The organism is Massilia sp. KIM, from assembly GCF_002007115.1.
In the GTDB taxonomy this organism is placed as follows: Bacteria; Pseudomonadota; Gammaproteobacteria; order Burkholderiales; family Burkholderiaceae_D; genus Telluria.
In genome coordinates this window covers 2026146-2038257 of the sequence record NZ_MVAD01000001.1, presented here as the reverse complement: position 1 = coordinate 2038257, position 12112 = coordinate 2026146, and the positions used below count along the sequence as shown (strand labels likewise).

The 12112-nt window shown below is 64.2% G+C and carries 9 protein-coding genes and 2 tRNA genes; 10 read left to right on the top strand and 1 reads right to left on the bottom strand.

What is annotated here, in order from left to right; genetic code table 11:
- Positions 1–385 precede the first annotated feature (385 nt).
- The 4 genes from carA to B0920_RS08750 all read left to right on the top strand — a co-directional run bounded on the left by carA (position 386) and on the right by B0920_RS08750 (position 5866).
- Positions 386–1576, top strand: coding sequence for a glutamine-hydrolyzing carbamoyl-phosphate synthase small subunit (carA, locus tag B0920_RS08765; protein WP_078032128.1), 1191 nt, complete (start codon positions 386–388; stop codon positions 1574–1576).
- Positions 1569–4799: a carbamoyl-phosphate synthase large subunit gene (gene carB / locus B0920_RS08760; RefSeq protein WP_078032127.1), complete on the top strand. Its 3231-nt coding sequence runs from the start codon at positions 1569–1571 to the stop codon at positions 4797–4799. Before carA ends, carB begins: the two co-directional genes overlap by 8 nt.
- A 105-nt stretch (positions 4800–4904) precedes the next feature.
- Positions 4905–5378 carry a transcription elongation factor GreA gene (gene greA, locus B0920_RS08755; RefSeq protein ID WP_078032126.1) on the top strand — a complete coding sequence of 158 codons (474 nt, stop codon included), beginning with the start codon at positions 4905–4907 and terminating at the stop codon, positions 5376–5378.
- Complete coding sequence (locus tag B0920_RS08750; protein ID WP_078032125.1) at positions 5378–5866, top strand: DUF4149 domain-containing protein; 489 nt, start codon at positions 5378–5380, stop codon at positions 5864–5866. The genes greA and B0920_RS08750 overlap by 1 nt, the downstream gene beginning before the upstream one ends.
- Before the next feature lie 333 nt (positions 5867–6199).
- Here the strand turns inward: B0920_RS08750 and yhbY are convergent, their stop codons facing one another.
- Positions 6200–6670: a ribosome assembly RNA-binding protein YhbY gene (gene yhbY, locus B0920_RS08745; RefSeq protein ID WP_078032124.1), complete on the bottom strand. Its 471-nt coding sequence runs from the start codon at positions 6668–6670 to the stop codon at positions 6200–6202.
- A gap of 44 nt (positions 6671–6714) precedes the next feature.
- On the opposite strand from yhbY, the gene B0920_RS08740 reads away from it, so the two are divergent.
- The 6 genes from B0920_RS08740 to B0920_RS08715 all read left to right on the top strand — a co-directional run bounded on the left by B0920_RS08740 (position 6715) and on the right by B0920_RS08715 (position 12093).
- On the top strand, positions 6715–7395 hold the full coding sequence (locus tag B0920_RS08740; protein ID WP_078032123.1) for an RlmE family RNA methyltransferase: 681 nt from the start codon (positions 6715–6717) through the stop codon (positions 7393–7395).
- Between the two features lie 188 nt (positions 7396–7583).
- Positions 7584–9467, top strand: coding sequence for an ATP-dependent zinc metalloprotease FtsH (gene ftsH / locus B0920_RS08735; protein WP_078032122.1), 1884 nt, complete (start codon positions 7584–7586; stop codon positions 9465–9467).
- Between the two features lie 73 nt (positions 9468–9540).
- A complete protein-coding gene (folP, locus tag B0920_RS08730) occupies positions 9541–10389 on the top strand; it encodes a dihydropteroate synthase (RefSeq protein WP_078032121.1) in 849 nt (282 codons plus the stop codon).
- Between the two features lie 20 nt (positions 10390–10409).
- Complete coding sequence (gene glmM / locus B0920_RS08725; protein ID WP_078032120.1) at positions 10410–11750, top strand: phosphoglucosamine mutase; 1341 nt, start codon at positions 10410–10412, stop codon at positions 11748–11750.
- Positions 11751–11827: 77 nt separating this feature from the next.
- Positions 11828–11904: transfer RNA gene (locus tag B0920_RS08720), tRNA-Pro, on the top strand.
- A 112-nt stretch (positions 11905–12016) separates the two neighbouring features.
- Positions 12017–12093 (top strand) — tRNA-Arg (locus B0920_RS08715).
- Positions 12094–12112 lie beyond the last annotated feature (19 nt).

Sequence of the window (12112 nt, the reverse complement as noted above, 5' to 3'; positions counted from 1 at the left end):
GGAGCCTAGTCGCTCCAGATGACGCTTTAATGACGGGGGAACAATATTTCCAATGTCCGGACCGGGTCATCCGTTTCCCTGATCGCGGCGCAGTCCGGTGCGCGTGCATCTGAATATTTCGCGAGAGCAGCAAAAAAGGCGTTTTCCCACCCGTTTCGCCATGCAAACGGGTGCTGCCGGGCGACTTTTTCTGGGATTGCTGCATTGCCGAACAGGCCGAATCGCGCTATAATTTGGAAGTTTAACCATTCACACATCAGCCGTAGCGACTACCCACCATCCCTCATTCAACTTGGCCTCCAAACCCTGGCGAGCATACCTGCCCAGGTCCATTGGATGTCGGTCTGACGTGGCGCAGCTACGGTAACTTTATTGGGAGTTACCCTTGCCGCCATTTTTTTCTGGCCCCGCCGTCCCGGCCGTCCTGGCCCTTGCAGACGGAACGATTTTCAAAGGTGTTTCCATTGGTGCCGCCGGCCACACGACCGGTGAAGTGGTGTTCAACACCGCCATTACCGGCTACCAGGAAATCCTGACCGACCCCAGCTACTCGCGTCAGATCGTCACCCTGACGTACCCGCACATCGGCAACTATGGCGTCAATCCGGCGGACGTGGAGGCCTCCAGGGTGCACGCGGCCGGCCTGATCATCCGCGACCTGCCGCTGCTGGCATCGAACTTCCGCTCGACCCAATCGCTGTCCGACTACCTGAAGCAGGAAAACGTGGTCGCCATCGCCGGCATCGACACCCGCAAGCTGACCCGCATCCTGCGCGAGAAGGGCGCCCAGGCCGGCGCGATCCTGACCGGCAGCGCCGGCGCCGAGCCGTCCACCGCCCAGGCGCTGGAACTGGCGCGCTCCTTCCCGGGCCTGGCAGGCATGGACCTGGCCAAGGTGGTGTCGGTGAAGGAGTCCTACGAGTTCACCGAGACCGAATGGAAGCTGGGCCAGGGCTTCGGCAAGCAGGAGAGCCCCAAATACCACGTGGTCGCCTTCGACTACGGCGTCAAGCGCAACATCCTGCGCATGCTGGCCGAACGCGGCTGCAAGGTCACCGTGCTGCCGGCCGAATCGACCGCCGCCGACGCGCTGGCGCTGAACCCGGACGGCATCTTCCTGGCCAACGGCCCGGGCGACCCGGAACCTTGCGACTACGCGATCAAGGCCTCGCGCGAGCTGATCGAGAAGGGCATCCCGACCTTCGGCATCTGCCTCGGCCACCAGATCATGGCCCTGGCCTCGGGCGCCAAGACCATGAAGATGAAGTTCGGCCACCACGGCGCCAACCACCCGGTGCAGGACCTGGATTCCAAAAAGGTCCTGATCACCTCGCAGAACCACGGCTTCGCCGTCGACCCGGAGACCCTGCCGGCCAACTGCCGCGTGACCCACGTGTCGCTGTTCGACGGCTCGCTGCAAGGCTTCGAGCGCACCGACAAGCCGGCCTTCTGCTTCCAGGGCCACCCGGAAGCCTCGCCCGGCCCGACCGACGTCGCCTACCTGTTTGACCGCTTCATCAGCCTGATGCAAGCGAGCGGAGAAAAAGTAAATGCAGGGGAAAAAGTAAATGCCTAAGCGTAGTGATATCAAAAGCATCCTGATCATCGGCGCGGGGCCGATCGTCATCGGCCAGGCGGTCGAATTCGATTACTCGGGCGCCCAGGCCTGCAAGGCGCTGCGCGAAGAGGGTTACAAGGTCATCCTGGTCAACTCGAACCCGGCGACCATCATGACCGACCCGGAAACGGCCGACGTCACCTACATCGAGCCGATCACCTGGAAGGTCGTCGAGCGCATCATCGAGAAAGAGCGTCCGGACGCGATCCTGCCGACCATGGGCGGCCAGACCGCGCTGAACTGCGCGCTCGACCTGCACCGCCACGGCGTGCTGGACAAGTACAAGGTCGAGCTGATCGGCGCGACCCCGGAAGCGATCGACAAGGCCGAGGACCGCGCCAAGTTCAAGGACGCGATGACCAAGATCGGCCTGGGCTCGGCGCGTTCGGGCATCGCCCACTCGATGGACGAGGCCTGGACCGTGCAGCGCGAGCTGGGCTTCCCGACCATCATCCGTCCGTCCTTCACCATGGGCGGCAGCGGCGGCGGCATCGCCTATAACGAAGAAGAATTCGAGCAGATTTGCAAGCGCGGCCTCGAGGCCTCGCCGACCAACGAGCTGCTGATCGAAGAGTCCCTGCTCGGCTGGAAAGAGTACGAGATGGAAGTGGTCCGCGACAAGAAGGACAACTGCATCATCATCTGCTCGATCGAGAACCTGGATCCGATGGGCGTGCACACCGGCGACTCGATCACCGTCGCGCCGGCGCAGACGCTGACCGACAAGGAATACCAGATCATGCGCAACGCCTCGATCAACGTGCTGCGCGAGATCGGCGTCGACACCGGCGGCTCGAACGTGCAGTTCGCGATCAACCCGAAAGACGGTCGCATGATCGTCATCGAGATGAACCCGCGCGTCTCGCGTTCCTCGGCCCTGGCCTCGAAGGCCACCGGCTTCCCGATCGCGAAGGTGGCGGCCAAGCTGGCCGTCGGCTTCACGCTGGACGAGCTGCGCAACGAGATCACCGGCGGCGCCACCCCGGCGTCCTTCGAGCCCTCGATCGACTACGTGGTCACCAAGATCCCGCGCTTCACCTTCGAGAAATTCCCGACCGCCGACAAGCACCTGACCACCCAGATGAAATCGGTGGGCGAGGTGATGGCCATGGGCCGCACCTTCCAGGAATCCTTCCAGAAGGCCCTGCGCGGCCTGGAAGTGGGCGTCGACGGCCTGAACGAAAAGACCCGCGACCGCGAGAAGATCGAGGAAGAACTGGGCGAGCCCGGTCCGGAGCGCATCTGGTACGTGGGCGACGCCTTCGCCCAGGGCTTCACCCTGGAAGAAGTGCATAACCTGACCAAGATCGATCCGTGGTTCCTGGTGCAGATCAAGGAGATCGTGGACATCGAGCTGTGGCTCGAGACCCAGACCCTGGAGTCGCTCGACAAGGCCACCCTGTACAAGCTGAAGCAGAAGGGCTTCGCCGACCGCCGCCTGGCCTTCCTGATGAAGTCCACCCCGGAAGCCGTGCGCGCGCGCCGCCACGCCCTGGGCATCCGTCCGGTCTACAAGCGGGTCGACACCTGCGCCGCCGAGTTCGCGACCAACACCGCCTACATGTACTCGACCTACGACGAGGAGTGCGAGTCCAACCCGACCGACAAGAAGAAGATCATGGTGCTGGGCGGTGGCCCGAACCGAATCGGCCAGGGCATCGAGTTCGACTACTGCTGCGTGCACGCGGCCCTCGCCATGCGCGAAGACGGCTACGAGACCATCATGGTCAACTGCAACCCCGAGACCGTCTCGACCGACTACGACACCTCGGACCGCCTGTACTTCGAGTCCCTGACCCTGGAAGACGTGCTCGAGATCGTGGAACTGGAAAAGCCGCTGGGCGTGATCGTCCAGTACGGCGGCCAGACCCCGCTTAAGCTGGCCCTCGACCTCGAAGCCAACGGCGTGCCCATCATCGGCACCTCGCCGGACATGATCGACGCCGCCGAAGACCGCGAGCGCTTCCAGCAGCTGCTGCAGCAGCTTGGCCTGCGCCAGCCGCCGAACCGTACCGCGCGCACCGAGGCCGAGGCGCTCGAGCTGGCCCAGGAAATCGGCTACCCGCTGGTGGTGCGCCCGTCCTACGTGCTGGGCGGCCGCGCGATGGAGATCGTCCACGAGCAGCGCGACCTCGAGCGCTACATGCGCGAAGCGGTCAAGGTCTCGAACGACTCGCCGGTGCTGCTGGACCGCTTCCTGAACGACGCCATCGAAGTCGACGTCGACTGCATCTCGGACGGCGAAGCCACCTTCATCGGCGGCGTGATGGAGCACATCGAACAGGCCGGCGTGCACTCGGGCGACTCGGCCTGCTCGCTGCCGCCTTACTCGCTGTCCCAGGACACCATCGACGAACTGAAGCGCCAGACCTCGCTGATGGCCAAGGCCCTGAACGTGGTCGGCCTGATGAACGTGCAGTTCGCGATCCAGCAGTCGGAAGTCGAGGGCAAGATCGTCGACACCGTGTACGTGCTGGAAGTGAACCCGCGCGCCTCGCGCACCGTGCCCTTCGTGTCGAAGGCGACCGGCCTGCAGCTCGCCAAGATCGCGGCGCGCTGCATGGTCGGCCAGACCCTGGCCCAGCAGGGCGTGACCGCCGAAGTGGTGCCGCCTTTCTACAGCGTCAAGGAAGTCGTGTTCCCCTTCGTGAAGTTCCCTGGCGTGGACACCATCCTCGGACCGGAAATGAAGTCGACCGGCGAAGTGATGGGCGTGGGCCAGACCTTCGGCGAAGCCTTCGTCAAGTCGCAGCTCGCGGCCGGCATCACCCTGCCCAAGAGCGGCACCGTGTTCCTGTCGGTGAAGGGCTCTGACAAGCCGCGCGCGGTGGCGGTGGCGCGTGAACTGGTGCGCCTCGGCTTCTCGCTGGTGGCGACCAAGGGCACCGCGGCCGTGATCGCCGCCGCCGGCATCCCGGTGCGCGCCGTGAACAAGGTGCTCGAGGGTCGTCCGCACGTGGTCGACATGATCAAGAACCATGAGATCGTCATGGTCGTGAACACGGTCGAGGAAAAACGTTCGGCGATCAATGACTCGCGCACCATTCGTACCTCGGCCCTGCAGTCGCGCGTGGTAACCTATACCACCATCGCCGGTGCGGAAGCCGCGATCCAGGGCATGCCCCATATCGACGAACTGCGCGTGTACGATTTACAAGGTCTGCATAAGACTTTACACTAAGCGTCACGTAGTACCAGTCAAACCACAGAGCTCGCGCGGCCTTGCGCCGTGTGCCTCTGTGGTTTTCACTTGGTACTCCCGTAAAAACAGACGAAACAGAAGACCATGAACACTCCACTGACCAAATACGGCGCCGAACTCCTCAAGGAAGAGCTGCACCAGCTCAAGACCAAGGAGCGCCGCAACGTGATCGACGCCATCGCCGAGGCCCGTTCGCACGGCGACCTGTCGGAAAACGCCGAATACGATGCCGCCAAGGAGCGCCAGGCCTTCATCGAGGGCCGCATCGCCGAGCTGGAAGGCAAGCTGAGCACTGCACAGATCATCGATCCGGCCACCCTGGACGCCGAGGGCCGCGTGGTGTTCGCCTCGACCGTCGACCTGGAAGACCTGGAGAGCGGGCAGAAGGTGAGCTACCAGATCGTCGGCATCGACGAGGCCGACCTCAAGCTGAACAAGGTCTCGGTCACCTCGCCGATCGCGCGCGCCCTGATCGGCAAGTACGCCGGCGACGTGGTCGAAGTGCAGGCCCCGTCGGGTCCGCGCGAATACGAAATCCTGGAAGTCCGCTACGTCTGATGGCCCTGCCGTCCGCCAGCGCCAGCGTCGTCCGGCCCCTGAGCGGCCGGCTGGCCGGCGCGCGCCTGCTGGTGGCCTGCCTGTGGGCGGGCAGCCTGTGGGCGCTGGGCTATATCGCGGCGCCGGCGGCCTTCGCGGTGCTGCCCAGCGGCCAGGCGGGCGACCTGGTGGCCGTGCTGCTCGCGCGCCAGGCCTGGCTGTCGATCGCCTGCGCGGGGCTGCTGCTGGTGCTGCTGCGCATGGCGACCGACCTGGAGCCGCCGCGCAGGCGCTTCCTGAACCTGCTGGTGCTGGCCATGATGGCCTGCGCGCTGGTGATCTACGTGGGGCTGCAGCCGGCCATGGCGCACTTGCGCGAGCTCGCCGGGCCTGGCGGGGTGAGGGCATCGCCTTACTGGACCCAGTTCGCGGTGATGCATGGGGTGTCGCAGCTGTTCCACCTGGCGGAGAGCCTGCTGGGGGCATGGCTGATCCTCAAGAGCCGTTGAGCCTCGTGCGACGCTGGCCAGTCTTCGGACTCGCTGGCAACCGATAACTCCGCCGTCGTTCACGCAGCTCCACCGTCGTTCCCGCGAAGGCGGGAACCCAATTCCCAAGCACAGTGAGATCGTCAGTACCTTGATGCTGCAGGTGTGAGCCGCGTCAACGGAATGCGTCGAACTTGGGTTCCCGCCTGCGCGGGAACGACGTTCGAGGGCTACGGGTGAGAAAAGCGTTCGTGCGGTCCGGACTGTCGAAGCGGTTCAGGCGGTTCTTGCGCCGTGCCGCTGATCGGCGCCGCCCCACAGTGACGAAAAAAAACCGGGTCGCCCCGGTTTTCATCACTTGTTCAGTGCGTTTTTCTTGGTGCTGGCCTGGCGCGGCTTGGCGCGCTTGATGTTGCCGCCCTGGGTCACGCGTTCGTTCCCCTTGAGCAGGACCTTGGTGACGCTCGGCTTCTTGAGCCCGCTGGCGCTGGCCTTGACGATGGTGACTTCGCGCATGCCCGGACCGGACTTGCCGCTGCGTTCCTTGACCGCTTCCTTCTTGGGGCGGTAGAGCACCAGCAGCTTGCCGATGTGCTGGACCGGGGCGGCGTCGAGTTCCTGGCAGATCTGTTCGTAGATCGCGACGCGCTCTTCGCGGTCGTCGCCGAAGACGCGGACCTTGATCAGGCCGTGCGCGTCCAGGCTGGACGCGATTTCCTTCATGACCGACTCGGTCAGGCCGGCTTCGCCGATCATGACGACAGGGTTGAGGCCGTGGGCTTCGGCGCGAAGGGCGCTGCGCTCGGCCGGTGTGAGTTTAAGCATAATAATTTTTTTGGATGTACCTATAAAAGCAGTATTCTACGCGAATGGCCAAGAACAAATTAAACAAAAACTGGTTGCACGACCACATTAACGACCCCTACGTCAAACTGGCGCAAAAAGAGGGATACCGCGCCCGCGCCGCCTACAAGCTCAAGGAAATCGACGAAAGCGAAAAGCTGATCAAGCCCGGCCAGGTCATCGTCGACCTCGGCTGCACCCCCGGCAGCTGGGCCCAGTACACCCGGCGCAAGCTGGCGGGCAAGGAGGGCGGCGGCATCCACGGCACCATGATCGGCCTCGACATCCTGCCCATGGAGCCAGTCGCGGACGTGCATTTCATCCAAGGCGACTTCCGCGAAGAGGAAATCCTGGCCCAGCTGGACCAGGTCCTGGGCGGCCGCAAGGTCGACGTGGTGCTCTCGGACATGGCGCCGAACCTGTCCGGCATTCCCCACGCCGACGCGGCGCGCATGGAGCACCTGATCGACCTGGCCATCGAATTTTCTCAGTTACATTTGAAACCGAGCGGGGCATTGCTGGTAAAGTGCTTTAAGGACATGGGTTTTACCCAAATTCTCGAAAAGTTTCGGGAGGAATTCCGAACCGTGAAGCAGGTCAAACCCAAGGCCAGCCGTGACAAGTCGTCCGAGATCTTCCTGTTGGGGCGGGGGCTGAAGCACCCGGCGGGGCCAAAATCGACCGATGACGAGGACGATAGCCCTTGATTTCGTGTGTCTGAGCCACACATCAGGCTTGTTGTGCTGGTGGTCCGCTGGTCCGGGGATGTCATTCAGCCTAGAATTTATGGCATTTCAGCACTATTGCGGTCGCTGCGTGGCAGCGTCGGCTTAATGCGGTTAAAATCGGCGTACTGTAATCGGTAAAAGATGCGCATCGCATCGGAGGAGTCTTCGTGAATAATATGTTTTCCAAATCCGCCATCTGGGTGGTGGTCGCGCTGCTGTTGTTCATGCTGTTCAAGCAGTTCGACACCCACAGCGTCGCTGGCGGCAGCAAGACCATCGCTTATTCCGAGCTGCTCGACGATGTGAAGGCGCGCCGCATCAAGGACGTCGTGATCGAGGGCTCGAACATCACGGCCACCCGCACGGACGACACCAAGGTGCGCGCGACCGCCACCATCCTCGACCGCGGCCTGATCGGCGACCTGCGCGAGAACAACGTGCGCTTCGACGTCAAGCCGCCCGAAGAACCGTCCTTCCTGCAGCAGGTCTTCATCTCCTGGTTCCCGATGCTGCTCCTGATCGGCGTCTGGGTGTTCTTCATGCGCCAGATGCAGGGCGGCGGCAAGGGCGGCGCCTTCTCCTTCGGCAAATCGAAGGCGCGCATGCTGGACGAAACCAACAACACCGTGACCTTCTCCGACGTCGCCGGCTGCGACGAAGCGAAGGAAGAAGTGGGCGAGATCGTCGACTTCCTGAAAGACCCGACCAAGTTCCAGAAACTGGGCGGCCGTATCCCGCGCGGCGTGCTGATGGTGGGCCCTCCGGGTACCGGTAAGACCCTGCTGGCGCGCGCCATCGCCGGCGAAGCGAAAGTGCCGTTCTTCTCGATCTCGGGTTCCGACTTCGTCGAGATGTTCGTCGGCGTGGGTGCGTCCCGCGTGCGCGACATGTTCGAGAACGCCAAGAAGCACTCGCCCTGCATCATCTTCATCGACGAGATCGACGCGGTCGGCCGTCACCGCGGCGCCGGCATGGGCGGCGGCAACGACGAGCGCGAACAGACCCTGAACCAGCTGCTGGTCGAGATGGACGGCTTCGAGGCCTCCTCGGGCGTCATCGTCATCGCCGCAACCAACCGCGCCGACGTGCTCGACAAGGCGCTGCTGCGTCCGGGCCGTTTCGACCGCCAGGTGATGGTGGGCCTGCCGGACATCCGTGGCCGCGAGCAGATCCTGAACGTGCACATGCGCAAGGTGCCGATCGGTACCGACGTCAAGGCCGACATCCTGGCGCGCGGCACCCCGGGCTTCTCGGGCGCCGACCTGGCCAACCTGGTCAACGAGGCCGCGCTGTTCGCCGCGCGCCGCAGCAAGCGCCTGGTCGAGATGATCGACTTCGAGGACGCCAAGGACAAGATCTTCATGGGCCCGGAACGCAAGTCCATGGTCATGCGTGAGGAAGAGCGCCGCAACACCGCCTACCACGAGTCGGGCCACGCGGTGGTCGCCAAGCTGCTGCCCAAGGCCGACCCGGTGCACAAGGTCACGATCATGCCGCGCGGCTATGCCCTCGGCCTGACCTGGCAGCTGCCCGAGCACGACAACCTGTCGGGCTACAAGGACAAGATGCTGGAAGAGATCTCGATCCTGTTCGGCGGCCGCATCGCCGAGGAAATCTTCGTCGGCCAGATGTCGACCGGCGCCTCGAACGACTTCGCCCGCGCCACCAAGCTGGCCCGCTCGATGGTGACCCGCTTCGGCATGTCCGAGAGCATGGGCGTGATGGTGTACGAGGATGCCGAGAACGAAGGCTTCTTCGGCGGCGCCACCAAGACCATCTCGGAGGCGACTCAGCAAAAGGTGGACGCCGAGATCCGCAACATCCTCGACACGCAGTACGCCCTGGCGCGCCGCCTGCTCGAAGAGAACCGCGACAAGGTTGAAATGATGACCAAGGCCCTGCTCGACTGGGAAACCATCGATGCCGAGCAGATCAACGACATCATGGCCGGCCGCGAGCCGCGTGCGCCGAAGGCCAGCATCCTGACCAAGCGCAACCCGGGCGACAATGGCTCGGGCGGCGTGGCCCCGAACGCCACCGCCCCGGCCTGATGCGCTGAGCTCCCCCTGACAAAAGGCATCCACACGGATGCCTTTTGTTTGCCAACGATATTGTCTTTTTGTTATGCCAAAGAATCTGCACTGCGGCCGCTTCAGCTTTGCGCTGGAAGGGCCGGACGCCGCTTTTCCCGTCGTGATGGGCATCCTCAACGTGACCCCGGACTCCTTCTCGGACGGCGGGCGCTACCAGGGCCTGGAGTTCGCCATGACCCATGCCGAGGAGATGATCCGCGACGGCGCCACCATGATCGACATCGGCGGCGAGTCGACCCGCCCGGGCTCGCCCAGCGTGCCTTTGGATGAGGAACTGCGGCGCGTGATGCCGACCCTGTACGCCCTCAAGACCCTGGACGTGGCGCTGTCGGTCGACACCTGCAAGCCCGAAGTGATGCGTGAAGCCCTGATCGCCGGCGCCGACATGATCAACGACGTCAACGCCTTCCGCGCCCCGGGCGCGATCGAGGCGGTGCAGGACAGCGATTGCGGCCTGTGCATCATGCACATGCAGGCCACGCCCCAGACCATGCAGGACGCGCCGCAGTACCGGGACGTGGTGAAGGAGGTGATCGACTTCCTGCGCGAGCGCGTCGACGCGCTGAGCGCCGCCGGCATCGCGCGAGAGCGCCTGTGCGTCGATCCGGGCTTCGGCTTCGGCAAGACCGTCGAGCACAACTACGCCTTGCTGCGCCAGCTGGGACGCATCCGCGACGAGCTCGGCCTGCCAGTATTGGCCGGCATGTCGCGAAAATCCATGATCGGCGCCGTCACCGGCAGGCCGGTCGAGCGACGCGTGGCCGGCAGTATTGGAGCGGCATTGGCTGCGGTAGCGCATGGCGCTAGAATTGTGCGTGTTCATGATGTAGCAGATACCGTCGATGCGCTGAAGGTCTGGCACGCGGCGACCAACGATTAACAACGGAGAACAACACAAGAATGGCTCGCAAATATTTCGGTACGGATGGAGTCCGTGGTCTCGTCGGCACTGCGCCGATCACCCCCGACTTCGTCATGCGCCTCGGCTACGCCGCCGGCACCGTGCTCGCCAAGGGCGGCAAATCCAGCAGCGGCCGTCCGGTGGTCCTGATCGGCAAGGACACCCGCATTTCCGGCTACATGCTGGAAGCCGCGCTGGAAGCGGGCTTCTCGGCCGCCGGCGTGGATGTCATGCTGGCCGGCCCGATGCCGACCCCGGCCATCGCCTATCTGACCCGCGCGCTGCGCCTGCAGGCCGGCGTGGTGATCTCGGCCTCGCACAACCCCTTCCAGGACAACGGCATCAAGTTCTTCTCCGAGCACGGCACCAAGCTGCCGGACGCGGTCGAGCTCGAAATCGAGGAAGCCATCGACCAGCCCATGGGCTGCGTGCCTTCCGATAAGCTGGGCCGCGCGACCCGCCTGCGCGACGCCCAGGGCCGTTACATCGAATTCTGCAAGAGCACCTTCCCCAACGAACTCGACCTGCGCGGCCTGAAGATCGTGGTCGACAGCGCCCACGGCGCCGCCTACAACATCGCCCCGCACGTGTTCCACGAGCTCGGCGCAGAGGTGGTCTCGATCGGCGCCCAGCCGGACGGCTTCAACATCAATGCCGGTGTCGGCGCCACCGCGCCCAAGGCGCTGTCGGAAGCGGTGGTGGCCCACAAGGCCGACCTCGGCATCGCGCTGGACGGCGACGCCGACCGCCTGATCATGGTCGACGCCAGCGGCCGCGTCTACAACGGCGACGAACTGCTCTACCTGATGGTGCGCGACCGCCTCTCGACCGGCCCGGTGGCCGGCGCGGTCGGCACCCTGATGACCAATATGGCGCTGGAAGTGGCCTTCAAGCAAATGGGCGTGGGCTTCGCGCGCGCCAAGGTCGGCGACCGCTACGTGCTGGAAGTGATGCAGGAGCGCGGCTGGCTGTTCGGCGGCGAGAGCTCGGGCCACCTGCTGGCTCTGGACAAGCACACCACCGGCGACGGCATCGTCTCGGCCCTGCAGGTGCTGTCGGCCCTCAAGCGCGGCAACAAGAGCCTGGCCGAATGCTGCAGCGAACTGGAGCTGTATCCCCAGACACTGATCAACAAGAAGGTGCCGGCCGGCTTCGACTGGACCAAGGACCAGGCCCTGGTGGCCGAGAAAGAGGCGGTCGAGAAGGAGCTGGGCGAGGGCGGCCGCGTGCTGATCCGCGCCTCGGGCACCGAGCCCCTGGTGCGTGTGATGGTGGAAGCCAAGCAGGCCGACGTGGCGGAACGCATGGCGCGCCGCCTCGCGGACAAGTTAGCGGCTTGATCCAGCGCAAGCAGGTGCCTTGCTGAGCATCACGGCGTTGACGTATTTTTCGGCGTGGGAGTATGATGAACCTACGTCGGAGTGTAGCGCAGCCCGGTAGCGCACCTGCTTTGGGAGCAGGGGGTCCAAGGTTCGAATCCTTGTACTCCGACCATCCACCTTCCCCGATTGCCGCCTGGCGGTCATCCGCGCGCATTGGCTTGCCGTGTTGCAAGCCCAGCGCTTGCAGGCTATAGTAGCGCCTCTTTTCGCGACCTCATCGCATACCGCCCTTAGCTCAGTTGGATAGAGCAACAGCCTTCTAAGCTGTGGGTCACACGTTCGATTCGTGTAGGGCGGGCCACGTTTTCTACCTATTCCCC